This window comes from Arcticibacter sp. MXS-1, assembly GCF_041902385.1.
Taxonomy (GTDB): Bacteria; Bacteroidota; Bacteroidia; order Sphingobacteriales; family Sphingobacteriaceae; genus Arcticibacter.
This window is the reverse complement of the sequence record NZ_CP169244.1, coordinates 1,224,825-1,250,437: the sequence shown is the minus strand read 5'-3', so window position 1 is coordinate 1,250,437 and position 25,613 is coordinate 1,224,825. Positions and strand designations below refer to the sequence as shown.

Genomic DNA, 25,613 nt, shown 5'->3' with positions numbered 1-25,613 from the left:
GATCAGCGATCACATTCGTGTTCTGTTGAATTATCTTTTCACTTCTTCTGTCAGTTTAGGTCGATTAACAGACTTATGATGATGATAATGTATAGCAAGGCAGCCTGTTGCGGCTGCAACAACGTTTAGTGCAGCCCGTCCTGATACTGGCTAGCTCAATCAGAAATACATCTAATCTTACTTGTTTTAACTTTTACAATCTCAACAGAAAATGAAGCAATCTTTATTTTTGCGGTATCGGCTTGTGCCTTATGTATTTATTTCTCTCATTTTTTTACTTGCTGCCAGCTCTGCACGCGGACAAAACAGGCAGGTACAGGGCGTTGTCACTGAGGCCGGAACGGGTGAAGCGCTTCCAGGGGTACGTGTAAGCCTTAAAAATAGGAGTCAGGTCACGTACACGAATGTGGATGGCAGTTTTACAGTAACGGTGCCTAACTTGCCGGCAGTTTTGGTTTTTTCATCAATCGGTTTTAGTACCCGCGAGATATCTGTAACGGGACCGACCCTGAAAGTACAATTAAGAGCCTCTGATAATGCACTCAACGAAGTGGTGGTTGTAGCATATGGTTCCTCTTCACGTGCAAATATAACCGGGTCAGTCGCTTCTGTTTCGGCCGCCAGGCTTGAAAACAGGCAGGTGTCGAACGTCAGCAAGGCTTTGCAGGGCCTCGTTCCCGGACTTCAGTCCACGTCTTCCAGTGGGCAGCCAGGAACGGAAGCATCCATCCGTATTCGTGGTATTGGCTCTATTAATGCTTCAAGTGCCCCTCTTTATGTGGTGGACGGGACCCCGTTTAACGGCGATGTTAGTTCCATTAACCCTAATGACGTGGAATCCATCAGTGTTCTTAAGGATGCCGCTTCCAGTGCCCTCTACGGCTCACGGGGAGCAAATGGCGTCATCATTATCACCACCAAGCAGGGGCGTAAGACAGGGGAGACTTCTATCAACGCGAGTATTACGAGGGGATATTCATCGCGGGCAGTAGATGATTATCAGCAGGTATCTACTGATCAGTATTTTGAGCTGTACTGGGAAGCGGTCAGGAACGCTCAGCTTAACAATGGCCTCTCTGCTCAGGCTGCAGCTGAGGCGGCAAGTCGGAGAGTTCTCTCGGATTTGAACATCGATCCCTACGGCGCTCAGTATCCTAGCCCAGTGGGGCTTGACGGTAAAATTGTAGCAGGAGCGAAGCCGCTGTGGAATGACTCCTGGGCCGACGTCATGCAACGGACTGGAAAGAGGACGCAGGCCGAGCTGAGTTTTAGCGGCGGAAGCGATAAGAGTACGTATTATATTTCGGGCGGTTATCTGGACGACCAGGGGACTGCGATAGGCTCAGGCTTTAGAAGGTATAATGCTCGTGTGAATCTTACCTCCCAGGCCAGGAAGTGGCTGACCGCAGGGTTGAACATCAGCGCGGGGAACACCAGGCAGGATTATCCGCAGTCTGAAGACAGCCAAACCAGCAATGTCATTATCTACTCCCGTTTGATTCCGAATATTTACCCCGTTTATGAGCGCAACCCTGACGGCAGCCTCAAATACGACCAAAATGGAAACAGGGTGTTCGACTTTGGGGCTTATCGGCCAAGTGCAGCCATACCGAGGTCTAACCTTGCCGCTACCGTAGATCTGGATAAATCGGAGATATTGCGGGATAACGTTGCGGCGAGATCTTTTTTGGAAGCCACTATAGTACCGGGCCTGAAATTTAAGACAAGCTATAATGCCGATTTCGTCAACCGGAACGATCATTTTTATACCAATCCCCAGTTAGGCGAAAGCGCAGAGATCAGGGGATCAGTTGACCGAACGAGCACGCGCACCTTCTCATTCACCGTTAACAATCTTCTTTCATTTGAGAAGCGTTTTAACGATCATCATTTAAACCTGCTGGGCGGACAGGAGTTCTACAAGTATAACCAAAGGACCATTTCGGGCAGCAGACAAAGCTTTGTGCTTCCCGGGCTGTACGAACCTGATGCAGCATCACAGCTAAACAGCTTTAGCGGTTCATCCGTTGATTACCGCCTTCTTAGCTTCCTTGGGCGTGCAGAATATGACTACCAGAATAAATACCTTTTCTCTGCCTCGCTGCGCACCGATGGATCATCCAGATTCTCTCCTGATTCGCGATGGGGGACCTTCTGGTCTGTGGGGGCATCCTGGAAGTTATCCGAAGAGCAGTTTCTAAAGGGAATAGACTGGCTTAATCTTCTCACTTTGAGAGCCAGTTATGGTGCTCAGGGTAATGATAACATCGGTACATATTATGCCTATGAAGCGCTTTATGCCATCTCCAATAACTTGGGGGAAAGCGGGGTTGTGACCTCGCGTCTTCCTACTCCGGACTTAAAGTGGGAATCGAACCTTAATTTTAATTTGGGGCTTGATGTGTCCTTGCTTGCTGGTCGTATTTCAGCTACGGCAGAGTACTTCAACCGAGAATCAAAAGACCTGCTTTTTGCCAGACCACTTGCGCCGTCAACAGGTTTTTCTTCCCTCGATGCCAATGTAGGCGCCGTGCAGAACACCGGCTTTGAGGTGCAGTTAAATCTGGTGCCCGTTAAGACCCGCAACTTCAGATGGGATCTGAATTTGAATGCTACCCATTATAAGAATAAGATTACCGAATTGCCGCAGAAGGAAATCATATCAGGAACTAAAAAGTTAATAGTAGGAGGCTCCCTGAACCGGTTTTTCCTCAAGGAATGGGCGGGTGTCAGCACAGAGACAGGCTTGCCACAATGGTATAAGACAAATTCCGATGGCCAGAAAGTAATAACAAACGTTTACGCTGAAGGGAGTCAGTATTTGCAAAACAGCACCTCTCTGCCCGATGTCTATGGTGGAATTACCAATACCTTCAGGCTTTCTAACTTCGAGTTATCGGCCTTGCTTAGTTATAGCGTTGGGGGCAAGATTCTGGACAACGATTATACCATGATCCTGCACAACGGAAGTAATCCAGGGAGGTCATGGTCGACGGAGATCCTGAACAGGTGGACGCCCGAGAACCGAAATACCGACGTTCCAGCTTTGTCCACCGTGAATAACAGCTGGAATTCTGCATCAACTCGCTTTCTGTATAGCGCTACTTACGCCCGCTTAAAGACCTTGAGTTTGAGCTACAACCTTCCCAAGGCTCTGACCTCGAAGCTAAGTGTTGCGAACGTGCGCTTTTCGCTCCTCGGCGAAAACCTTCTTACTTTTTATGGACACCAGGGCATGGATCCTGAACAGACCGTTGAAGGAACTACCTACTATCGTTATCCCGCCATCCGCTCATTGTCCGCAGGCCTTCAGTTAACATTCTAGTTTGAACTATAAGATTGAATAGAAATGAAAAAAAATTCGCTATCACGCATTCTTTATATTGGATCCCTGCTTCTGAGTTTGTCGGCTTGTGACAAGGAGCTCACCACAGCACCAACTACCGCGGTTCCTGAGTCGCTCCTCTATAACACTACTGATAATATCGAAACTGTTCTTAATGGAACCTGGTCGTACATGAGCGACACCTATTTTACCTACGCAAACCCGGGCTATAGTTCTATCCTACGGACGAGCGATGCTATGGGAAACGACGTGGCCGTACTCCCTTCCAAGTACGGGTATCGGGATGCTTATCCCTTCACCGAGATGATTGATAATTCGAAAACCCGAGTGAACGCCTTCTGGACAATCCTCTACCGGGTGATCAATAATTGTAATAACGTCATCTCAAAAGTAGATGCCGCCGAAGGTGCTCAGCAGGAAAAGGACCGGATTAAGGGGCAGGCGCTCGCCCTGCGGGCAAACAGCTACTTAACGCTCGCTACTTTCTATCAGTTCTCTTACCTGAAGGATCCAAATGCGAAAGCTGTACCCCTTTACACTGAGCCTACTTCTCCACAGACAGTTGGAAAACCAAAGGCTACATTAAAAGAAATCTATGATGTGATCTTGTCTGATCTGAGCCAGGCAGAGACTTTGCTGGCAAATTATAAACGACCAGCGGGTGCCAAATACAAGATCAATACCGATGTGGTTCGCGGCCTGCTTGCCCGTGCTTATCTTAACACCGGCCGCTGGGCTGAAGCAGCAGAGAAAGCTGCTGCTGCACGTGCCGGGTATGGATATATGACGTCAAACGATTATTACAGTGGTTTTAATGACTTGAATAATGCAGAATGGATATGGGGACACGGGCAGACCACTGAGCAGAACGTAGCCAGTTATAGCTTCCACTATCTGGATGTCTCGTCGGCTAGTTCCTATTACTATAGCTTTATGGCTGATCCCTATTTTATGACTCTTTTTAGTGCGGGCGACATCAGGAAGCAGTTGTTCCTTTGGGATGGTCTCCCTGGGAGGGAAGGATATCTTCGTTATCAGAAATTCAAATTCAGAAGTAATCAAACGGCTGATATTGTGCTCATGCGCTCTTCTGAAATGACCTTGATCGAGGCCGAAGGGAATGCACGCTCTAACAGGCTGCCCCAGGCTGTTCAGAAGCTGAATGAGCTTCGGGCAGCAAGGAATGCAGCCTTGCTCGACATTGCAGGCCAGAGCCAGCAGGCAATAGTTGATACAATTCTGGTGGAGCGAAGAAAGGAGCTATGGGGAGAGGGATTTTCCCTTTCTGATATTCTGCGGACACAATCGTCTGTAACAAGGAAGGCTTACGTAACCGGAACTTCTACCCCCATCGCTGTATCGGTTACAGCTCCTGACGGTACTGTTAAGCAGGTTGAGGCTAAAGGCCACACATCGCTCCGCTTTCCTGATAAGACGCCTTTCAGTCCCAATAGCCCGTATTATCTTTTTGCAATTCCTCAGAACGAGCTGAACAACAATCCCAATCTAAATAATTAATATCTTTATTTTATGAAGTCATTACTTTTTGTTTCTGTTATAACCCTCTTTTCAATCTCAGGGAGTTTTGCCCAAACGGCCCGCGAGCCGGTGGTGATCAGCGGTACGGTTGATAAGGCCGCCGGTGAGTACGTGTATCTAAGGAAGTTTCAGGATAAGCTGTTCGTTACACTTGACTCCGCTAAAATCAAGGACAACGCATTTGTTTTTAAGAAGGAGCTTCAAATACCTGAGCTTTATGGTTTGAGTACAACAAAAGAGCAGTCGCCCTTTTACCTTTTTGTAGATAGTAAAAACACGCGGGTAAAGCTTAATACTGACGATTACAAGAGCAGCGTGGTAGAAGGTTCTCCCTCCCAGGATCTGTTTGTATCGTTCTCTAAATCCCAGGATGTGGAGATAGCCGACTTTATTAAAAAACATCCTTCTTCTATTGTGACGGCCTATGTACTTTACCGGAATTATTCATACCGGCTGAGCCCTGAAGAGATAGATCGCTATGTGTCGCAGCTGGCGCCGCAGTTACAGGAGAGTCAGTATGCCAGGGTGTTGCACGAATTGAGTAAAACCCTGCGTACAGTGGAACAGGGCAGGCCGGCGCCCGACTTTGCGCTTAATACTCCTGAAGGGAAGGAAATCAGGCTTTCCGACTTCAAAGGGAAGTATGTACTGGTTGATTTCTGGGCATCGTGGTGCCCTCCCTGCCGCGAGGATAATCCGAATGTGGTACAGGCGTACAACAAGTACAAGGACAAGGGTTTTGAAATCCTCGGGGTGTCACTTGACCGGAACAAAGCAAGCTGGGAGAAGGCGATCAGGGACGACAAACTTACCTGGACCCACGTGTCTGATCTTGCTTACTGGAAAAGTAAAGCGGCTGCAATCTACGGGGTAAGAGCAATTCCTGCGAATGTTCTTGTAGCTCCCGACGGTAAGATCGTTGGCAAGAACTTGAGAGGAGAGGAGCTGCAGGCAAAGCTCCAGGAGATCTACGCAGGCAAGTAACTTGTTCCCGCACCTGCCTCATGTTTCTCTTTTTTCTGGAAACCAGGAATAAGAAGCAGCGGGCCGTTGTCTCCCTTTGTTCGCTGAAGCGCCTGCAAGCTGTTTGACAGAGGCCAACAGTTTATGCCGGAAAGAATGGACTTCCCGCTTCTATGGGCGGGATACCTTTTCAGGTCCTTCAAAAAGTAGCAATATAAAAAGGGCTTAAACAATTGAGTTTGTTTAAGCCCTTTTCGTTGCATTTCCGGGGATTTATTGTCCCTGAAGCTAAATAAATCGGTCCTGCCCATTTAGTACGCCGCAGTGAACCGCTCCCTGATATGTTTAGGGGTCTCCAGTTCGTCTGCGATCACCACTGCAACATCTTCGACGGATAAGACGCTCCTGCCGCTTTCATCAAACACCGGATTGTCTTTGCCGGTGCGATATGTGCCTTTCCTGATGCCCGAAGTGCCGGGGTGCATCTCAATAGCTGGGCTGAAGAAGGTCCAGTCAAGGACGCTGTTTTTGCTTAAAACGTTGAGATAGTCACGGGCTGATGTAGCTCCCGGTTTGATTTCCGCCGGGAAATCCGGACCATCCACTAACTGTGTTGTTCCTACATACAAGCTGCCTGCCCCGCCAATTACGATCAGGCGCTTAACGCCAGCCTTTTCAACTGCCTTTTCAATAGCGATAGAACCATTCAGGAAGTCATCATACAGGTTGGGATTGGTCCACCCTGCATTGTATGCACTGATCACTGCATCAAATCCTCTTAATTTCCCGGCAAGGTCCGGATCGGACAGAACGTCTGTCTTCGTTACTTCAATAGTCCCTCCGGCCTGGTCTACCTTTTCGGGGTTCCTGAGCAGGACAGTCACCTCGTGTTTTCTTGCAATCAGTTCTTTCAGAATGGCTGTGCCTACAAATCCGGCGCCGATTAATGCTACTTTCATGTTCGTATTGTTTTTGTTATCTGTATTGTCTTTTGTTACAGTATTGTTTAAAAAAAGCTATTTGAAATTTTTCGTGAAGTCTTCCAGTGTGAGCTGCTCAAGTTTATCGGTTACAGATCTCTCGGCTATTGCCGACAGCTCTTCCAGCTGTTTGTTGATTTGCCGGCCTACAGTACAGGCTGGATTGGGATCGTTGGTCTTCCCCAGGATTCCCGTTTGTCTGACGATGCGATATATGTCAGAGATCTTAATTTCTTTTGGCGCCCTGGCCAGACGTGAGCCGCCTCCCTTTCCCTCCTTGCTCTCAATAAGGCCATGCTTACGCAGATTAATTATCTCCTTCCTCACGAGGACGGGATTGATATTTATGCTTCCGGCAATGTAGTCAGACGACAGGAGCTCCTCCCGGCTATAAGCCAGCAGCGTTAAAATGTGGATCGCGGTGGAGAACCTGACGTTGTTCATACTGTAATAATTGAAATTACAGTACAAAGATAATTACAAAGTTCAAAGACGCAAGGGTTCTCAGTTAAGTTGAAGGTCCGCAAGCACCGGATAATGATCAGAAATCTTCTTTCTGATAATATGATGACTTAACACCTCAAATTGCGGGCTTACCAGGATGTGGTCAATCTGGTATTTCAAAAAGCCCTTGTAGTAAGTAACGGGGAAGAAGCCAGTCCCCTTTTCTTTGAAGGTGCTTTTCATCCCTTCTGCCATCTGGTTGAACGCAAAGGATGAGGGAGGGTCATTAAAGTCGCCGCAAATGATGTAGGGATAGGGGCAGGTTGCTGCCAGTCTCTTGATCAGCTTAACCTGCTTGCTTCTTTTTAAGAAAGCGTGCTTTAGCTGGCCCGCTATCTGCCTGGAGGGTTTGATGTCTTTCTCCTTGCCTTTAACGAGGGCGTTGATATAACTCAGCTGGCCTTCGCCAAGCTTTATTGATTCCAGGTGAACAATATACACCCGCATCATTTTGCCGTCTTTTTTTATGTCGGCGGCCAGGCAGTGGTTTCCGGAAGACGGAGCCGATAAGGGTATGAATATGACCCGTATAATTGGATAGCGAGAGAAAACTGCAATACCTCTTAAAGGATCTTCCAGTGTCTTCAGATAGGCGAAGCGGGTGTTGAGCGCCAATTTCATGCTGTCGACACCCCGCTTCACGTCAGGGTCAACCGTGTAGAATTCCTGCATGCATACGACGTCGGGATTCAAAGAAGCTGCCAGGGCAGCCATCTTCTTTTGTGTTTGGGGGATGGGGCTGTTGTCAACGTTCTCGAAATAATGAACGTTCCAGGTGAGGATGCGGGTGGCATTTGCAGGCTTGCTTTCAACATTTGCTGCGGATTGCAGGCTAAAAGTTCCTCTCACAACCTTCCACCCAGCCAGGATCACTATAAGGGGCAGGAGCGCAATAGCCTTTCTTCGTACCGCATGGATAATTAGCAAGGCCAGGTTGATAAAAAAAGAGGTACGAAAGCGAGGCCGGCAAATGCTGCCGGCCAGAAGGTTATTGGGTCTATATCTTTTGAAAAGTCGCTTACCATCAGCCCTGCTGCTGCTAAGACAGTGATGACTAGCAGTGCCTGTTTAAGTAAGGTTCCAGACTTGTAACTTGTGCTCATGTTTTTTTACTAAACGCCACTAAAGTGCAGTGTTTTTTTGTAAAATGCTAAGAGCTAAGCAAAAAGTTTGGAATCTTTTCATTGAACTACACCGCGCGCCGTAATTCTTTAAAATGGCGGTCAAGCGCATGTTCAACCGTTGGGAGCAGATAGCCCATGCGGCTTTTCAGGGCACTGAAACTCGGCCGTCTTGCTGTAAAACCCATCTCACTTGCAGGGATCGGAATGATTTGCGAGGGGTTATGCCCGCTGAAGGCTGCCGCTTGCCGGGCAAACTCGTACCAGCTTAGCACTCCTTCGTTTGAAAGATGCCAGAGGCCACGCTCTCCGTCAATAAGCAGATCAAGGCTCACATTCACAAGATCGGGTACGTAGGTCGGGGAGATAAGGATGTCATTCACTGCGGTCACAGGCTCTCCGGCTTCGAGCCGCCTGCGGACTGCCGATATAAAATTGTACTCGTCCCAGGGTCCAAAGAAAGCACTCGTTCTTACCATTAATGCATCCGGACAAGCAGCCAGCACTTCCTGCTCGGCTTTTGCCTTGCTCCATCCATATATGTTTAAAGGATTTACAGCATCTGTTTCCGTGTACAGGTCACTCTTTGTTCCATCAAAAACGAGATCAGAAGAGAAGGACAGGAATTTTATCCGATGATCGCAGCAAAGGCGGGCTATATTGGCAGGTCCTGTTGTGTTCACTATGTAGCAATTGCTCTCTTCGTTTTCCGCGTCGTCAACCCGTACAAAGCCGGCCGCATTGACGATGGCCCATGGCTTTAAGTCTGACAGGACGGCTTCCATTTGCTGGGGCCGGGTAATATCAAAGTCGGCTCTGCCCAATAAGCGGTACTCCAGGTTCCTGATATCGCAAATACGGGCAAACGCATTTCCAAGTGTTCCTGTTTTTCCGATGATCAGGATGGGGCGCCGGTTGCCGACTTCAGCTGATACTTTAGAAACGACGGGGTCGTGGTGATATTCAATTCGCGTGTCTTTGTCCCACCAGCCGAGCCCAGGGAAGGCCGGATGGTCGTAATCCTGACGGCCTGTCACCGATTTTATCAGGTCACAAAGGGCCGTGGGTCTGGGCCTGCCTGACCGGACATCATAAATTCCCGCCTCGTAGTCGCCATTCGGCTCACGGAGCAGCTTATTCCAGCCAAAAGAACCGAGCATAGCCCAGCTTGTTACAGCCTTCAGGTTTACTCCCTCTCTTTCAAGCTCAAGTGCTGCTTGCCACACATGGCTGAACCATCTCAGCTGCTCCTCCCGCGTGCAATGCAGATGAACCTCCGTAATGGCCAGCGGCAGCTTATAGCGCTCCCAGGCTTCTTTCATAAGGCCGTAAGGACCGCTTATTGTCACGCCCGACATCCGTATCGCCTCTACGTCAGCATACTGATGTTTGCCGTTTCCTCCATGGGTATGCGGCGGGTAATGCTCAAGACGTTCGTCCAGGAAGCGTTCCGAAGTAATGTAGTGGTTGAAGCCGACGATATCCGGAGGGCAGGGATTTTCAACAAAGAACATCAGTTCTTCTTCACTGATCCCTGTACTCAGGATATAGTTCCAGAGAGTATGGGTCTGATCCACTCTGCCGCATAGCAGGTCTACCGAAAGCCATCTTCTCTCATTTTCAAAGTCTGCCTGATACTTTAAGAGGCTCGTGCTATGTATCTTTCCAAGGTCCTCCGTCTGGACGAGCTTCGCCTCGGGATTGATCTTTCGTATTGCCTGCATGGCCAGCACCGTCGCTTTGCATTCATTCAGAAGAATTTTTAGGAAGCTCCGGCCATCCGCCTGGTGGGGGAACCAGTGTCCGTACAGTCCGCAGAACCGGGCCGTAGTAAGGGGTTCGTTAACCGGGGTATAGTAGCTGATCCATGGGAATTTCGTTGCTACTTCAGCGGCGTAGTCGCGTAAGCCCTTCGCGAAGAAATCGTCCATCATATGGACATAGGCAGGGCCGCTGCCGTGATGAACCAGCCCTGCGATCACATCTATCTTTAAATCCTTTAGCTTGCTGAGGAATTTCCCGGTCTGCGACCAGTCAATCTGCATGTTTTTCCGCGGCTTGTGTTTTTCCCAGAGTACCGGGTAGCGAAGTTTTTTTATTCCCAGCCCGGCGAACTCATCAAGGTCTTCTATCCTTGAGTAGTGCCCTGAATACTCAAGCTGGTCCATGTAGTTGTCACCAACTCTGTTGATCGTGCATTCGATGCCGCCCCAAAGCTCCATGATGTAATAATAAAGGGTGAAATTGGTAAAATTGGTTATGAACAGTTACCAGATATAAGCATACCCGGTAACCGTCTCGTTGGTTGATGAGAAGTAAGGCTTTCAGCTCGCGATAGAGATCTTGCTTTTTGTTTTCGCTGCGTCAGACATCAGCTTCACCATGGCTGAGCAGGTAATATCCCAGGAATTTTTAGCCAGGAAGGCGTCAACGCGATCCAGCCACTGCTTACGGTCTTTCATAGCCAGAGATCTGTCTATGGCCGCAATAAACGAAGCGGAGTCAGCAGCGATGGATACGAGATTGTTCTTTCCGTAAGGATTCACTACGTCTCTGATCGGCGTTGATACAACCGGAATCCCCGCAGCAAGATACTCAGGCGTCTTGGTAGGGCTTATAAATCTTGTTGACTCGTTCAGCAGGAAGGGAATGAGTGCCAAATCCCAGCCGGAGAGATAATTCGTCAGTTCCTGGTAGGTCTTCTGTCCCAGATAGTGGATGTTCGGAAGGACCGGAAGGGTGCTTTTATCAATCTTGGCAACAGGCCCGATGAGGATGAGCTGCCAGTCTGGTCTGGCTTCCGCGATGTCTTTAATCATGCCGATGTCGAATCGCTCATCGATCACGCCGTAGAAGCCTATTTTGGGTCCCTGAATGCCGGACTGATCTGCCGGCTCTACTTTCGCTTTTCTTGCTTTTTCGAAGTGGGCTTTATCTATGCTGCTCGGAAACGGATAGATGTTAGGATGCTGGTGTTTTTTAGCTTCGTACAAGGAGTGACCTCCTGTAAACACGACGTCTGCCGCCTGCATCAGCTTCTTCTCGAGATGAGTTAGCTCTTTTGGTGCAAACTTAAATGCTGAGAGTTCATCCATGCAATCATAGATAGTCATTTTAGGGGTGTATTTCTCCGAAAACTGGAGCGCCATGGGTGTATAATACCAGAAGGCAAAATCGTCAAGGTCTTTATTCTGGAAGTACTTATCCAGTAACTGGGTGAGCAGTGTGTTGGTTTGGTGTTTGTCTAACCCTTCGGGCAAATGCGGTACACACAACCATAAGTTACTTAACCTTTTCGAGAAGGTCAGGTAGGCTTCGTGTTTTGAATCGAAGATTGGCTCTTCCATAAAATACACGGTACTGCACTCAGAGATGCGTGTGAGCAGATGTTGAGGGCGCTGAAAAACGAAGTCCCAGCGCAGGTGCGAAAAGCACATCAAATTCGGGGGTAAGGCATGCGTAATATTTTTCATAGTCTTAACATAGAAGTAATAATATTACATTCCGGTGCGCCTTTTTGTTTTACAGAAAAAAATGTCCTAAAAGTTTATAGATTCTGAAGGTCAGACTTTTGCCGTGTCCTTCGGTACAACAATGTCGTTAAATCCAAACTTTAAGGGTTCTTGCTTGTACGTACTTTGATATCAATCTACTATCTGCCTATGGACAAGAATAAATTTATGTTCGCCACCGGGATTGAGAATAGTTATCCTATGATCACTCTTCCTGACGGTACCCGGAAGCGCGTGGACGAAATGGAGAAGTGTGGCCATTATAAGTACTGGAAAGAAGATTTCCACCTCGTTAAAGAAATGGGAATTGAATTCCTGAGGTATGGGCCTCCCTATTATAAAACACATCTTGGCCCCGGGCAGTACGATTGGAGTTTCACAGATGAAACGTTCAATTATATGAGGGAGCTCAATATCGAGCCTATTGTAGACCTCTGTCATTTTGGAGTTCCTGACTGGCTGGGAGACTTTCAAAACGAAGATTTTCCTGCATTTTTTGAAGAGTATGCCTTTGCGTTTGCCCAGCGATATCCTTACATTCAGCTTTATACTCCTATAAACGAAATCTTTGTTGCCGCAGCCTTTTCGGGACAGTACGGTTGGTGGAACGAATGCAAGTCGGACGACCGTTCCTTTGTTACTGCGCTGAAGAATATGTGTAAGGCAAACGTACTGGCCATGAACGCTATTTTAAAGGTTCAGCCGGACGCGGTATTTATCCAGAGCGAGTCATCGGAGTATTTTCATCCCGAAACTCCTGATTGTGATCCGCTGGCTACTTTTTTAAATCAGCGGCGTTTTCTTTCTCTTGACCTCAGTTATGGCTATCCGATCAGTGTTGTGATGTACGAATACCTGCTTGAGAACGGAATGACCAAAAAGGAGTATCAGTGGTTCGAAAGTAATGTGATAAAAGGGAATTGCGTGATGGGTAATGATTATTACGTCACTAATGAACATATGGTTCACGAAGACGGCAGAACCTCTGCTGCAGGCGAAATCTTCGGCTACTATGTCATCACTCACCAGTATTACACCCGCTACAAGCTTCCGATCATGCATACTGAAACGAATATTGCCGAACCGAACTCGGTCCGCTGGCTTCAGACGCAATGGGCGAATGTGAGAAGGTTAAAAAGAGACGGTATTCCCATTTACGGCTTTACCTGGTATAGTCTTACTGATCAGGTTGACTGGGATTCGGCTTTGCGGAACGATGCAGGGCGTGTTAATGCGCTCGGCCTGTATGACCTTGACCGTAAAATCCGGCCAGTGGGCGAGGCATACAAGCACTTAATTAAGCAGTGGAAGGGCGCTCTTGAAAATGAGAGTTATGTGCTGAAGTTCCGGTCTGGCTATTACAAATAAGCAAACCAAATGTTCCGGATTCTGCTATCAGTAAGGAATGGTCGGCCCGATAGTTAAGGGCCGCGAATATTATCAGGGCAGGGGCAAAAATATGGGGACTTGAAGTACGCTTCAAGTCCCCAATGTGTTTTAAGGCAGTGTAGTTATCGAAAAGTAAAAGTATCAGTGACCGAGACTCTTTCGGTTATATCGTTTTGCGCTTGCGTTCTTTTTATTTGCTGGTTTTTCACTCTTAAACCAGTCTCCTTGCTGAGAGTACGACACCTGGGGGTTGCGTCCGCCAAGACTGTCTGGTAGCATCTTCATTAAAGGTTGTTCGGGGGTTTGATACATGCTTCTCATAATCCATCTGTTTAATAAGATGTTAACACATTGCTATAGAGATAGTTTTATTTTTTTTGAAAAAAACTTACTTTTTTTAATGTGCCCTTTCGGGTCCGAAGGAGCGTTCGATTTCCGTGTTTTAAGACCGGCCTGTCAGCATTCAATCGGCCGTTGAAGCCATTGTCCGCTATGCTGGTTTCATATGTTCTTCTTTTGCAAATAGTTTGCCTTCGTTCGGTCCTTTGGAATATGGTATGTCGCCTTCTACCATCTTGATAATAATAGAAATAGACAAACCATTGTTCGTGAGCTTCTTTTCAACATAGCGTGCCTACGACAATCAGGGTTGAGAGGGAAATCGACCTCATGAAATTTCATTGCTTTCTTACAATAAAAGCGCATGCAGAAATTGAAAATTAAGGTGCTATGGCGGTTTTCCATGTGTATCACAAAGTGTATCAATCAGCATTTCAATGCGCATAGAGGATCCTTTTTGTGTCAGTAAATAAGATAAGCCAGCAGGCCTTGGAAGAGCTGCTTTTTAATATCGAGCTGACCGTGAGGGAGATGCGGCAATAAAAAAGCTCCTGATGGGCAGGAGCTCAAACTAACCAATTATAAACCTAAATTATTGAAAGGGACACAGAAGAAGGATTCGAACCTTCGTCTTTAGTTGTTCAGATCGTTATTTGATCTTTCTGTGTTTTGATATAGCAAAAATAATATAACTCGCACTTATATTCAAATATTTTTGCAATTTTTTTAGTTCTTTCGGTCTTTTCTTTGGCTTTTTGCAGTTTTGTTCCTTTTGTGATCGGTGTTTGTTTGGTTTGCGGGTGTTTTTGATGTTTTATTTGATGTCTTTTTCGGCAGTTATTGACTTTATTTGTTCTTTCTGTACTTAAACTTAAGAAAAAGCATAATTGTATTTAACAAAACGGAAAATATGTTGGTTGCAATAATCGGAAAGTCGCTCTTTTGTATCCCATAATAGGTCCATAGTGCATTTCCCGTTAACATTACCAGGAATAGTAGGGCAGACATGTCCTGCGCTTTCTTTTTTCTTATTGTCGTGACCAGTTGGGGTACAAGTGCTGAGGAGGTAAAGACCCCTGCAATCAGGCCAATAATTTCGTTAGTGTCTTTCATAGTTGTGGGTAGTTCCTTGAAAACTAAAGCGGTGCTCCTTTGTTTTAAAACAGTTTAACGTTGGAGAAAAATCCTCCTGAATCCTAAAAACAAAGAAACTATGATTAGAAATGCAACTGCTGTCTGGACCGGCTCCGGTAAGGAAGGTAACGGTCATTTAAGTACCCAGAGTACTGTGCTTAGTAACACGCAGTATTCTTTTAACACCCGTTTCGCCGAAGGGGTAGGAACAAACCCCGAAGAGCTTGTCGCTGCGGCCCACGCAGGCTGTTTTACAATGAAGCTTAGCTTTGTCCTGAACGAAAAGGGTTTCACTGCCGACGAGCTCACTACCACATGTAAGATCACGTTTGAGAATGGTGCCATTACGGGTTCTCATCTTGTTGTTGAAGGTAAGGTTCCGCAAATCAGCGAAGACCAGTTTCAGGAGGCGGTGAAAGATGCAGAGCAAAACTGCCCTATTTCAAAACTTTTGAATACCGAAATTACATCTGAGGCAAAACTAGTATAACGGAAACTGCACACAGAAGGGGATTTATTCTCTTCTGTGTAGCATTTATATGCGGTTCTAATAGTGAGCGGAACCCATACAATACCTCTACCTTGTCTAATGTGCCAATCTTATAAAGAACCTAAGAATAGCCGATCATTCGTTCACGTGGTATAATAAGGACAGACGCATCCCAGTCCGGCAGTAAGCTATTTGGTCTCCAGAAGCAGCTGCTCTTTATCTGATATTCCCTCTTCTTCAGCAATTACCTGACAGGCCTGGATGAAATCCCTGGTATGTTCCGATACTGCCCTGAGTTGTAATGTGTATGGAAAGATGGTTGCTTACACATCAATATGCTTAATTAGGCGCGTAGTGAGCGTAGAGAACTCTTATCTTTGACGTCTTATAATATGATTTTGATGAGAAAGCCTTTGTTTTTTCTTTTCCTGCTTTTCCTGGCCTCGGGTAGCGAAGCCCAGATGTTAACAGGTCTTACCGGTAAGCCCGACACGAGCTATTCGACAGCAAGCGCTTACCGGTCCACCAGGAAAAAATATCCAAACATACAGGTGGTTGAAGAAAAGAAGATGGAGGGTGTTAAGGAAAAGAGGAATCTGCTCTATTGCCAGGTGAACAAACACAAGCTCTGTCTGGATGCATTTTATCCTGCGATGAAAAGCAAGCGAGGCGTTCCGGCTATCCTGATCATTCATGGTGGCGGCTGGAGGAGCGGAAGCCGCACCCAGCATATTCCCCTTGCTCAGCGCCTGGCCGCCAACGGGTACGCCTGTTTTACAGTGCAGTACCGTCTTTCAACCGATGCGCTTTACCCTGCAGCAGTACACGACCTGAAATCGGCCGTGCGATGGGTGCGCGCCAACGCGGCGAAGTTTAACGCCGACTCCTCCAGAATTGTCACTTTAGGCTTCTCTGCCGGCGGCGAGCTTGCGTCCTTTATCGGGGCTACCAACAAGAAAGCAGAATTTGAGGGAGACGGATGCAAGCAGAGGGTAGCCAGCGACGTTCAGGCGGTGGTAGATATTGACGGTACACTTTCCTTCGTGCATCCCGAATCGGGAGAAGGCGACGATACAAAATCCATTTCTGCAGGAACGTACTGGTTCGGCTACAAGAAGAAAGAGAACCCCGCTCTGTGGAAAGAAGCTTCGCCATTGACCCACGTCGGAAAAGATACGCCTCCCTTCCTGTTCATCAACAGTTCGGTAGATCGCATGCATGCCGGAAGAGATGACTTCAGGAAGGTGCTTGATTCTTGCGGTACCTATTCAGAGGTTCGTTCTTTCCCCGACTCTCCTCATGGCTTCTGCTTATTTGAGCCCTGGTTTACTCCTACAGTCGATTATATCACTGCCTTTCTCCGTAAAGTCTTTAAAGAAAGCTGAGTTTTTCGACTCTTTTTTATCTTTACTCAAGCCAACGGTTATGAAGACCCTCCTCTGTTTTTTAGTCTCATGCGTCCTGACTTCCGTATCCTACGGGCAGTCTGCTAAGGAAACTGCTGAAGAGAAAGGCCGGTCAGCGGTAGAGCTGATGGATAATGGCAAGATAGAGGAGGCTTTGGTCTTGCTGAAAGAGAGTCGCCGGCTTGATCCCGCCAACATTACCTATCCCTATGAAACGGCTTATGCTTATTACCTGAGTAAGGATTATAAAGCTGCTATTGCTGCCCTTCAGCCTTTGCTAAAACATAAGGACTGCTTCGGACGGGTTTATCAGCTGCTTGGAAATGCTTATGATCTGTCAGGCGATGCTGAAAATGCAATCGCTGTATATGAGCAGGGAATAAAGAAATTTCCCAATGCAGGCGAGCTATACCTGGAGCGGGGAAACATGGAGCTGATGCAGAAACGCTACACCAGGGCATTGCCTTATTACGAGAAGGGCATTGAGCAAGCTCCCGCATTCCCCTCAAATTACTATTGGGCTGCAAAGATATACTGCGGATCGGTGGAGGAGGTGTGGGGAATGATCTACGGCGAGACCTTTATGAACCTCGAGAGGGACACAAAGCGAACCGAGGAGATCAGTAAGCTCTTGTATGATACCTACAGAAGCGAGATTAAGTTCAGTTCCGACTCTACATTTTCTGTGTCCTTCAGCAAAAACGGAGTTATTGATCCTGCCTCTCTGGCCCGGGGTAAGGTGAAGCTTCCTTTCGGGGTGGGCGTGTACGAACCTCTCCTGAGTAAGGCAATCATAGGAGAGCGCGACGTGAATGTCAATTCGCTTAGCCGCATCAGAACAAGGTTCGTTAAGGAATACTGGGCAAGTCAGTTCGCCGCGGAAGATCCAAACGTCCTCTTTCAATACCAGAAACAGGTGCTCGATGCCGGGCATATGGAAGCCTATAACCATTGGCTCCTGCTTAAAGGAGATGAAAACGACTTCAGGCAATGGCTGTCTGGGAACCGTGAGAAGTGGGATGCCTTTATGAACTGGTATGCCGATAATAAAATAAAAATCAGCCGTACGCCCGGCAATAAAGGAATCGCCTTGCCCGGAGCGGCTAAATAGTTAAAGACTGTTAAATATTCTGAATGTTCTTTGCTGAGTGATTAAATCGTTTTAATTTGCGATATCCTTACCGTCAAAATGAACGCCAAGAAAATCGTCCTAAGCCTGCTATTACTACTGCCTTTCGTTGTAATGGCACAAGGCCAGCCCAGCGCCAGCATTAAAGGTGCGGTCATCGATACCGCAGCCAACATTCCCCTCCTCAACAGTTCTGTCAGCCTGCTGTATGCACGCGATTCAATCCTCTTAAAGTACACCCGGGCGCAAAAAGATGGGTCATTCTCGCTCTCCGGTCTGCCCAGGGTAAATTCATTTTGCTTATTACCTATCCAGGGTATGCCGACTTCGTATCCTCCTTTAGTGTTGACTCAGCAACGCGGGACAAGGATTTCGGAAAGATAGGGATGATCCTCAAGTCGAAGCTGCTCCAGGATGTCATAGTAAAGGGCAAGGCGGCAGCCATCAAGATTAAAGGCGATACCACTGAGTACAACGCCGGCAGCTTTGAAATACAGCCAAACTCAAAAGTAGAAGACCTTCTGAAGCAGCTCCCCGGGATCCAGGTTGATCAAAGCGGAAAGATCACAGCCCAGGGGCAGACAGTTCAAAAGGTGCTGGTTGACGGTGAAGAGTTCTTTGGAGACGATCCTACGCTGGTGACAAAAAATGTGCGGGCCGATATGGTAGATAAAGTCCAGCTCTATGATAAGAAGAGTGATCAGGCCACGTTCACCGGAATAGACGATGGTGAGCGAACCAAAACAATAAATTTGAAGCTGAAGGAGGACAAGAAGAACGGATTTTTTGGCAAGGCGGACCTGAGTGGCGGCAATGATGAGTATTACGAGGGGCAGGCTATGTTTAACGCGTTCAAGGGTAAGAGGAAATTTTCCGCATATGGTACGCTCTCGAACACGGGTAAAACGGGGTTAGGCTGGGAGGACAATAGCACGTATGGATCGTCCTCTAATATGGAGTTCACGGACGGTGGTATCATGATTTACGGAGGGGGCGACGACGGCCTCGACTCTTTTGACGGCCGGTATGGCGGGCAAGGTATCCCTGTAGCGAAGAATGGGGGGCTCACTACGACGGTAAATGGGACAATGACAAGCAATCGCTGAACGCGAATTACAAGGTCGGTTCGATAGATATAGATGGAGTAAGAAGCTCATTGACTCAGAATAACCTTCCCTCCGGCGTCATTCTTGGAAACTCAGCGCAAAACTTCAATAATTTCGCAAACCGTCAGAAGCTCGACGTCATGTATGAGGTGAAGTTTGACACCACCTCATCCTTAAAGGTCTCCGCAGACGGAACCACCAAGAGAAATAAGACAAGAAATAGCTATAATTCACTCAGCCAACGGGGTAACAATGTGCTGCTTAACAGTAATAACAGAACCGTTTCCAATAACGGCGAAGGAACAGTGTTTAACGCAAGCGCCTTTTGGAATAAGAAGCTTAAAAAGAAGGGCAGAACATTTTCGGTGGCCTTGAATGGATCTGTAAACGATAATTCGGCCAGCGGCTTTCTCAACTCTGACATCGAGTATTATAATCAGGATGGCCGACCCGACAGCATCCAGAACATCGATCAATACAAAAGCAGCGATTCAGAAAACAAATCTTTCCGTGGAAATCTCACTTATACGGAACCTCTCCATAAGAACCTCGCGGTTGTTCTCAATTACGGAGTCTCTATCAATAACAGCAGCTCTGACAGAAAGTCGTTTAATCGGTCTGCTGAGGGAAGGTACGATCAGCTGGACCGGAGCTTAAGCAACAACTACTCGCTGGATCAGCTTTCCAACCAGGGCGGAGCAATCTTCAATTACAAGAAGAATAATAAGATCACTGTCAATTTTGGCACGCGGCTATCATCTGTCAGCTTCCGGCAGCGTGATGAGTACACGGCTAAAGAGTACAAGCGCCACTTTATTAACTGGAATCCCGAGGCAAGCTATCAATATCGCTTCAGCCAGCAAAGAATGTTCAGGCTGGCCTACCAGGGTAATACTCACCAGCCCGGGATAGGGCAGATTCAGCCAATCCGTGAGAATACCGACCCTCTTAATATTACAGTGGGGAACCCGGACCTGAAGCCAGCCTTTTCTAATCGCTTTGATATGCGCTACAGCTCTTATAAAGTGCTGACCGAACGGTCCATATGGCTCTACGGCTCTTACAACTTTACTGTTAACCCGATCGTGAACAATACCGTCACAGACTCGGCTGGAAAAAGTACGTATCAGTCTTTCAACCTAAAGGATAAAAATCCCTCCAGTTTTTACCTGAGTGCCTACCTGGACCGCAAGATCAAAAAACTCGATATGGGATTAGGGGTCAATTTCAGTCTGAGCGGCAACACCTACTATAGCCTCATCAATAACGCCAGTAACAAGACTACTTCATATACCTATTCCGGTGGTATCACTATTTCGAAATACAAGCAGAAGAAGTATAGCTTATACGGATCCTTTGGGCCTAGCTATACCACCAATGAGTCTTCTCTGCAAAGGCAGCTCAATAACAACGGAGGAGGCTTTAATGCCGACTTTAACTTTACGTTCTACCTGCGTGGTAAGGTGCAGGTGGGCTCAGATGGCAGCTATCAGTACAGGGAGAAAACGCAGTCGTTTAATGAAAATTTCGAACGGTTCACCTGGAATGCCTCTCTGAGTAAAACCTTTACCAAGAAGGACGATCTGAAGCTCTCTTTTACAGGCTACGATCTGCTCAACCAAAACATAGGATTTGACCGGACTGCTAATGGCAACTATCTTACGCAAACCAGCTATAACAATATCAGGCGCTATTTCATGTTATCACTCACCTGGGATTTTAACAAGATGGGAGGCGCTTCCAAAAAGCAATAGACTATGAGGACCTTCATCATATTTATTTCATCCTTTCTGCTGCTGGGCAATAGCTGTGCTCTTGCTCAATACGCCCGCTTTGTGACACAGGGAACCATTGAGTACGAAAAGTCAGTGAATATGTATGCGCTCCTGAGGAAGGACGCAGGCGACAATGACGGCATGTGGCAGCAGGTTATTGACCAATACAAAAAGACCCAGCCTCAGTTTAAGAAGCTGAAGAGTACCCTGACGTTCTCCGGAGATCGCGCCTTGTTTAAGCCGGCGGACGAGACAGAGGGAAACGCTTCATGGGCTGAAGGCCCGATGGTAAAACAGAATAACACCGTGTTTACCAATTTCAGCACAATGGAAAGTGTGGTTCAGAAAAAGGTATTCGAAGAGACCTTTCTTGTGCGCGATACCACCAGGAAGATCAGGTGGAAAATCACCAGCCAGATGAGGGAGATCGCAGGTTATGAGTGCCGGCGAGCCAATGCCCTGATCCTCGACTCCATTTACGTGGTGGCGTTCTATACAGAGAAGATCCCTGTTTCCGGCGGTCCTGAATCTTTTAATGGCCTGCCGGGAATGATATTGGGGGTTGCCCTTCCGCACGAGAACATTACATGGTTTGCAACAAAGGTGACAGACCAGGCGGTTCCTCCCAGCTCAGTCACTCCGCCCGCAAAAGGAAAGGTGGTTAACAACAAGCAGCTCAAAGAGACGCTGTTGTCGGCATTAAAAAGTTGGGGAGATTATGCAAAGTCGGCCCTAAAGGCATTTCTCCTTTAGCTAAAAGGTGAACCAGAAGGTAGAGCCCTGTCCCGGCACGCTTGTAACGCCTATTTCCCCGCCGTGCTGTCTTACAATTTCCGATGAAATATAGAGCCCCAGTCCCACGCCCTGAAATAATTGCGAGGTGTTCTCAACGCGGTAGAACCGGTCAAATATCTTATCCAGTTTATCGGCCGGGATGCCGATGCCTTTGTCTGTAATAGCGAGCTTCACCCTTCCGTTTTCTTCAGTTGTTACCACCTTCACCTGATCATGAGCCGGCGAATATTTAAACGCATTGGTAAGCAAATTACATAATACCTGGTCAAGACGGTTCCGGTCGCCGAATACAACCTGGTCCGGATCTCCTTCTACGATCACCTCATGCTTCTGATCTTCTATTTTACATTGCTCCACGCAGTCCGTCACCATCTCCAACAGATTGAAGTGGCTCTTGCTAAGTTCCAGCCTGCCCGATTGGATCTTCGTCACGTCCAATAAGTCGGTCACAAGAGAGGCCAGTTTGTTAGCTTGTTTAGAAGCCTTCTCAAGGAACGGACTAATCGGCTCGAGCGCTTCGTTTTTATCAGCCATGCGCTGAAGGAGCTGCAAGCTCGCTTTTACACTGGTAATGGGTGTTTTTAGTTCATGGCTTGCAATGCTCATGAACTCGTCCTTTTTTGCCATCAGGTCCTTCGCTGCCTGTTGCTGCAACTGAAGGTGCCGGGCTTCCTGCTCTGCTTTCTTCCTTTCCTCAATTTCTGCCTCCAGCTGCTCCCGCGTTCTCAGGTTATAGATCATGGGGAGGATTTTGTAGAGCGCATAGACGGTGGAGATGGATACAACGCCGGTAGCCAGTCTGACGAGCGCACTCAGGCGGTAAGCCGGCCACCAGAAAATAATGGCGTCCAAAAGGTGACTGGTGCCGCAGAGAAATATAAAAGCGCTGAATAGCCAAAAGATTCTGGGAAAGGGCAAGTCTGTCCGCTTCTTTACAATCCGCCACAGCAAGAAGGGAATTGCGAAATATGCGGCCCAGATTGACAGGTCCGACAAGATATAAAGCCATCCATGGAAGTCGCTCCACGTGCCGCAGTGCCAGCGTGCCGGCCAGCTGGAAGTATCTGTTATACCCCCAAAAAAATCTTTTACCTGGGCCATAAGTGGAACATCCGCTTTAGGTGCCGTTTGCTGAGGACTACCGCATACGGTAACGCAAGCCCCAGCCGGCTTAGGCGAAATTCCATAGGTATTTGAGATCATATTCGTTAATTAGAGTGTGCACTTATACGAGATGCCCGTATAAAAGATACATGAAGTTTTAAAAAAATAAAATATGGAGCTGGATGCCAGCCACTTGATGTGACGCGGCGTTCCTTCTTGATCAGTTCCCCTGCAATAGTTTATAAGCTATTTAATTCGTTAATTTACGCCGGAAATATAAGTTATGCAAGGCGCTGTTCTGATTATTGATGATGAAAAGAAGCTGGCGGGGCTGCTGTCACGAATACTTTCTCTGGAAGGATACAACGTGTTTCAGGCTCATACGGCAAAAGATGGATTGAAAGTTCTGAACCAGGAGGACATCGATGTTGTTCTGAGCGACGTCAAACTTCCGGACATCAATGGAGTTGAATTGGTCCGTCTGATCAAACAGTCTAAGCCTGAGGTCGAAGTGATCAACCTCACCGCTTTTGGAAGCATCCAGGACGGTGTTGCTGCCATTAAGAAAGGAGCCTTTGACTACATCACCAAAGGTGATGACAATGACCGCATTATTCCTCTGCTTGCTCAGGCGATGGAAAAAGCAAAGGCTCAGAAAAGGGATAGGACAGCACACAATAAGCATGTTCAGGACGGAAAAGGCTTTTTAGCGATAACAGGCGAGTCAGAGTCGATAAAGGTGGCCATTGAAATGGCCAGAAGGGTTTCCAGGACCGACACAACGGTCTTGCTTCAGGGAGAAACAGGGACCGGCAAAGAGGTCTTTGCACGCGCTATTCACCTTGAGAGCCCGCGCAGTGATAAGGCATTTGTGGCCGTAAATTGCAGTGGCTTCAGCCAGGAACTTCTTGAGAGCGAACTGTTCGGCTACAAGGCAGGCGCTTTCACGGGCGCAATTAAAGACAAGAAGGGACTCTTTGATGAGGCAAATGGAGGCACGATCTTTCTGGACGAGATTGGAGAAATGAGCCTTCCTCTGCAGGCAAAAATGCTCCGCGTACTGGAAAGTCGCTCGTTCATCAAAGTGGGGGATACTCAAACCACTTCGGTAGATGTACGCATCATAGCGGCAACAAACCGGAATCTGCAGGCTGAGGCTGAAAAGGGAAACTTCCGCGATGATCTTTTTTATCGCTTGTCTGTCTTCACCATAGCGCTTCCCCCGCTCGCCGAACGCAAAGGCGACATAGAAATTCTTGCAGCTCACTATCTTCGGGAGTTCGGAGAAAAGGCGTCACAGCCGCATCTTATCATGACACCTCCCTTTGTTGAGGCATTAAAAGCACATAGCTGGAAAGGAAATATCCGGGAATTGAAGAATGTTATAGAACGTGTGGCAATACTGGCCGACGGTCACGCTGTTGGTCCTGAGCTGCTTCCTGCAGAATTCAACTCTCAGGGAAGCCAGACCGTTTTCGACATGCAAAGTATCGAAAAGCAGCACATCAAAAAGGTCCTGCAATATACGGGAGGCAACAAAACAGAAGCTGCCCGCTTGCTTGGTATCGGTCTTACTACTCTGTACCGCAAGCTGGAGGAATATAAGATCTGAAGTGAACACCCTAGAGAGTTCGAGTCTCTCCCTGGTCAGCACATAACCATCAGAACCCCGTAACCAGCAGAAGGGGAAGCAGGCCTTTAGTCTATGGAGGGCTTACTTCTCAAGTCAGTTCCAACGTAAAGATTAGAATTAGTGGACAGGCCTTTTGTCCAGGGGGCTTACTTCCCGTTTCTTTTTAACTCGTCCAGAGAATAGAAGCTGTCGCGCCAGTAGATCCCGCCCTGGCGGATCGTCAGGAAAGTAGCACGGATAATAATAAAAGACATCAGGAGACCTGCGAATGGAATCATCAATACATACCACCATCTGGCGCGGATGCCAGGAGCAGAGAACAGCAAAGTCAGTTGCGAGATCAGAACGATCAAAGCAAAGACGACTCCTGTCCGGGTTCCCTGCATAAGCAAGAGAGGGAGAGGAAGTGCCACGAATGTAAATACTCCGATGGTGGCTCCAGCAGCTTTAAAGATGTTGTAGTCAAGTACTGCGTAGGTGTTTTTCATGAGACCGTTGATCAGCTCGTTGACGCTTGTATACCACTCCAGCCTTAATTCGTTTTCTCCGTTCAGGATTCCTTGTCGTAAACCTGCCGCTTTCACCATCTCTCCCAGTTTCAAATCATCATCCGGCCGCAGCCGTATGCGTTCATGTGTGCCTGCTCTCGCATATGCAGTCCGTTTGATGAGATTGAATGCTCCTATTCCTACCGATGCCCTGGAGGAGGGATCCTCTACTTCCCATGGCCTGATGCGCAGAAGCAGCATGATCTTGAACGTTGCAAAAATGCTGTTTAAAATGGTCGAGCGCGACGACACGTCAGGAAATATGGTGAGGTGATCCAGTTTCTTTTGCTGCACCCAGGACACCGCTCTTCTCAGACTCCCCTCCCCGAAAACTACATCAGCATCAGCAAAAAGTATCCATTCTTCATCTGAGTTGAGGTAGCCCTGATAAAGCGCGTTGTTCTTTCCCAGCCAGCCCGGGGGCAGCGTTTTAACGTGTTGCACGGTAATGTGCGGATGCGCCGCAGCTATTCTTTCGGCAATTTCCCCTGTTTTGTCTGTTGAGCGGTCGTTTATCACCAGCACCCGGCAGCCGGGATAGTCCATACGGGCCACACTCGCAAGAGCCTGTTCCAGTTCTTTTTCTTCATTTCGCACGGCGATGATAACCGCAATTCGGGGGAGCCTCTCTGCCAGAGGCTGAGCTGATAAAATTTGCATCCGCCTGTTGGCGAGGAAATAGACACAGGCCAGGGGCCAGAATAGTGTCGTGAGAAGAAGGAATGCTAAAAACATATCTGCTTAAAAAGGAGGACATGAGCCTGAGCAAGAGAAACAAAGGAAGTCAAAGTATGTTGCAG

Annotated in this window: 19 protein-coding genes; 11 read left to right on the top strand and 8 right to left on the bottom strand. The window is 47.6% G+C overall.

The genetic code is table 11. From position 1 onward, the window contains the following. The first annotated feature begins 211 nt into the window (after positions 1–211). From ACES2C_RS05230 to ACES2C_RS05220, 3 genes are read left to right on the top strand one after another with little or no spacing between them, the layout of a single operon-like run. The gene (locus ACES2C_RS05230; protein ID WP_374165945.1) at positions 212–3,325 is read left to right on the top strand and encodes a SusC/RagA family TonB-linked outer membrane protein; all 3,114 of its coding nucleotides are present in this window, start codon (positions 212–214) and stop codon (positions 3,323–3,325) included. Positions 3,326–3,349: 24 nt separating this feature from the next. Next, entirely contained in the window at positions 3,350–4,864 is a 1,515-nt protein-coding gene (locus ACES2C_RS05225; protein ID WP_374165944.1) for a RagB/SusD family nutrient uptake outer membrane protein, read from the top strand. A 12-nt stretch (positions 4,865–4,876) separates the two neighbouring features. After that, on the top strand, positions 4,877–5,869 hold the full coding sequence (locus ACES2C_RS05220) for a redoxin domain-containing protein (protein WP_374165943.1): 993 nt from the start codon (positions 4,877–4,879) through the stop codon (positions 5,867–5,869). A 290-nt stretch (positions 5,870–6,159) separates the two neighbouring features. Here ACES2C_RS05220 and ACES2C_RS05215 read toward each other — a convergent pair whose 3' ends face one another. The 5 genes from ACES2C_RS05215 to ACES2C_RS05195 form a co-directional block, all read right to left on the bottom strand. After that, positions 6,160–6,807, bottom strand: coding sequence for an NAD(P)-dependent oxidoreductase (locus tag ACES2C_RS05215; protein WP_374165942.1), 648 nt, complete (start codon positions 6,805–6,807; stop codon positions 6,160–6,162). A gap of 57 nt (positions 6,808–6,864) precedes the next feature. After that, a complete protein-coding gene (locus tag ACES2C_RS05210; RefSeq protein ID WP_374165941.1) occupies positions 6,865–7,272 on the bottom strand; it encodes an Rrf2 family transcriptional regulator in 408 nt (135 codons plus the stop codon). A 60-nt stretch (positions 7,273–7,332) separates the two neighbouring features. Next, positions 7,333–8,259 carry an endonuclease/exonuclease/phosphatase family protein gene (locus ACES2C_RS05205; RefSeq protein ID WP_374165940.1) on the bottom strand — a complete coding sequence of 309 codons (927 nt, stop codon included), beginning with the start codon at positions 8,257–8,259 and terminating at the stop codon, positions 7,333–7,335. A gap of 262 nt (positions 8,260–8,521) precedes the next feature. Further along, positions 8,522–10,675, bottom strand: coding sequence for a dTDP-4-dehydrorhamnose reductase (rfbD, locus tag ACES2C_RS05200; RefSeq protein WP_374165939.1), 2,154 nt, complete (start codon positions 10,673–10,675; stop codon positions 8,522–8,524). Between the two features lie 102 nt (positions 10,676–10,777). Next, complete coding sequence (locus tag ACES2C_RS05195) at positions 10,778–11,926, bottom strand: glycosyltransferase family 1 protein (RefSeq protein WP_374165938.1); 1,149 nt, start codon at positions 11,924–11,926, stop codon at positions 10,778–10,780. A 189-nt stretch (positions 11,927–12,115) separates the two neighbouring features. Here ACES2C_RS05195 and ACES2C_RS05190 point away from each other — a divergent pair, with 189 nt between their 5' ends. Beyond that, complete coding sequence (locus tag ACES2C_RS05190) at positions 12,116–13,333, top strand: family 1 glycosylhydrolase (protein WP_374165937.1); 1,218 nt, start codon at positions 12,116–12,118, stop codon at positions 13,331–13,333. Positions 13,334–14,539: 1,206 nt separating this feature from the next. On the opposite strand, the gene ACES2C_RS05185 is transcribed toward ACES2C_RS05190, so the two are convergent. Beyond that, entirely contained in the window at positions 14,540–14,806 is a 267-nt protein-coding gene (locus ACES2C_RS05185) for a SemiSWEET family sugar transporter (RefSeq protein ID WP_374165936.1), read from the bottom strand. Between the two features lie 100 nt (positions 14,807–14,906). Between ACES2C_RS05185 and ACES2C_RS05180 the strand changes: the two genes are divergently transcribed. From ACES2C_RS05180 to ACES2C_RS05155, 6 genes are all read left to right on the top strand, one after another. Beyond that, entirely contained in the window at positions 14,907–15,317 is a 411-nt protein-coding gene (locus ACES2C_RS05180; RefSeq protein WP_374165935.1) for an OsmC family protein, read from the top strand. A gap of 401 nt (positions 15,318–15,718) precedes the next feature. Then, positions 15,719–16,702, top strand: a complete 984-nt coding sequence (locus ACES2C_RS05175; RefSeq protein ID WP_374165934.1) for an alpha/beta hydrolase fold domain-containing protein — start codon at positions 15,719–15,721, stop codon at positions 16,700–16,702. Between the two features lie 40 nt (positions 16,703–16,742). Continuing rightward, positions 16,743–17,834 (top strand): tetratricopeptide repeat protein, encoded by a 1,092-nt coding sequence (locus tag ACES2C_RS05170; protein WP_374165933.1) that lies wholly within the window; start codon positions 16,743–16,745, stop codon positions 17,832–17,834. A 314-nt stretch (positions 17,835–18,148) separates the two neighbouring features. Further along, on the top strand, positions 18,149–18,958 hold the full coding sequence (locus tag ACES2C_RS05165; protein WP_374165932.1) for a hypothetical protein: 810 nt from the start codon (positions 18,149–18,151) through the stop codon (positions 18,956–18,958). 50 nt (positions 18,959–19,008) lie between these two features. Continuing rightward, positions 19,009–20,712, top strand: a complete 1,704-nt coding sequence (locus tag ACES2C_RS05160) for an outer membrane beta-barrel protein (protein WP_374165931.1) — start codon at positions 19,009–19,011, stop codon at positions 20,710–20,712. 3 nt (positions 20,713–20,715) lie between these two features. After that, positions 20,716–21,486 (top strand): GLPGLI family protein, encoded by a 771-nt coding sequence (locus tag ACES2C_RS05155; protein WP_374165930.1) that lies wholly within the window; start codon positions 20,716–20,718, stop codon positions 21,484–21,486. Here ACES2C_RS05155 and ACES2C_RS05150 read toward each other — a convergent pair whose 3' ends face one another. Continuing rightward, positions 21,487–22,731, bottom strand: a complete 1,245-nt coding sequence (locus ACES2C_RS05150) for a sensor histidine kinase (RefSeq protein ID WP_374165929.1) — start codon at positions 22,729–22,731, stop codon at positions 21,487–21,489. A 184-nt stretch (positions 22,732–22,915) separates the two neighbouring features. Here ACES2C_RS05150 and ACES2C_RS05145 point away from each other — a divergent pair, with 184 nt between their 5' ends. Further along, positions 22,916–24,244 carry a sigma-54-dependent transcriptional regulator gene (locus ACES2C_RS05145; protein WP_374165928.1) on the top strand — a complete coding sequence of 443 codons (1,329 nt, stop codon included), beginning with the start codon at positions 22,916–22,918 and terminating at the stop codon, positions 24,242–24,244. A 167-nt stretch (positions 24,245–24,411) separates the two neighbouring features. Here the strand turns inward: ACES2C_RS05145 and ACES2C_RS05140 are convergent, their stop codons facing one another. Continuing rightward, positions 24,412–25,548, bottom strand: coding sequence for a glycosyltransferase family 2 protein (locus tag ACES2C_RS05140; protein WP_374165927.1), 1,137 nt, complete (start codon positions 25,546–25,548; stop codon positions 24,412–24,414). Between the last annotated feature and the right edge of the window lie 65 nt (positions 25,549–25,613).

Excerpts from the sequence above, each read along its gene's own strand:
- ACES2C_RS05150 (WP_374165929.1), bottom strand. The coding sequence starts at position 22,731 with ATGATCTCAAATACCTATGGAATTTCGCCTAAGCCGGCTGGGGCTTGC.
- ACES2C_RS05215 (WP_374165942.1), bottom strand. The coding sequence starts at position 6,807 with ATGAAAGTAGCATTAATCGGCGCCGGATTTGTAGGCACAGCCATTCTG.
- ACES2C_RS05170 (WP_374165933.1), top strand. The coding sequence starts at position 16,743 with ATGAAGACCCTCCTCTGTTTTTTAGTCTCATGCGTCCTGACTTCCGTA.
- ACES2C_RS05155 (WP_374165930.1), top strand. The coding sequence starts at position 20,716 with ATGAGGACCTTCATCATATTTATTTCATCCTTTCTGCTGCTGGGCAAT.
- ACES2C_RS05180 (WP_374165935.1), top strand. The coding sequence starts at position 14,907 with ATGATTAGAAATGCAACTGCTGTCTGGACCGGCTCCGGTAAGGAAGGT.
- ACES2C_RS05190 (WP_374165937.1), top strand. The coding sequence starts at position 12,116 with ATGGACAAGAATAAATTTATGTTCGCCACCGGGATTGAGAATAGTTAT.
- ACES2C_RS05195 (WP_374165938.1), bottom strand. The coding sequence starts at position 11,926 with ATGAAAAATATTACGCATGCCTTACCCCCGAATTTGATGTGCTTTTCG.
- ACES2C_RS05210 (WP_374165941.1), bottom strand. The coding sequence starts at position 7,272 with ATGAACAACGTCAGGTTCTCCACCGCGATCCACATTTTAACGCTGCTG.
- ACES2C_RS05185 (WP_374165936.1), bottom strand. The coding sequence starts at position 14,806 with ATGAAAGACACTAACGAAATTATTGGCCTGATTGCAGGGGTCTTTACC.
- rfbD (WP_374165939.1), bottom strand. The coding sequence starts at position 10,675 with ATGGAGCTTTGGGGCGGCATCGAATGCACGATCAACAGAGTTGGTGAC.
- ACES2C_RS05230 (WP_374165945.1), top strand. The coding sequence starts at position 212 with ATGAAGCAATCTTTATTTTTGCGGTATCGGCTTGTGCCTTATGTATTT.
- ACES2C_RS05140 (WP_374165927.1), bottom strand. The coding sequence starts at position 25,548 with ATGTTTTTAGCATTCCTTCTTCTCACGACACTATTCTGGCCCCTGGCC.
- ACES2C_RS05220 (WP_374165943.1), top strand. The coding sequence starts at position 4,877 with ATGAAGTCATTACTTTTTGTTTCTGTTATAACCCTCTTTTCAATCTCA.
- ACES2C_RS05145 (WP_374165928.1), top strand. The coding sequence starts at position 22,916 with ATGCAAGGCGCTGTTCTGATTATTGATGATGAAAAGAAGCTGGCGGGG.
- ACES2C_RS05225 (WP_374165944.1), top strand. The coding sequence starts at position 3,350 with ATGAAAAAAAATTCGCTATCACGCATTCTTTATATTGGATCCCTGCTT.
- ACES2C_RS05175 (WP_374165934.1), top strand. The coding sequence starts at position 15,719 with ATGAGAAAGCCTTTGTTTTTTCTTTTCCTGCTTTTCCTGGCCTCGGGT.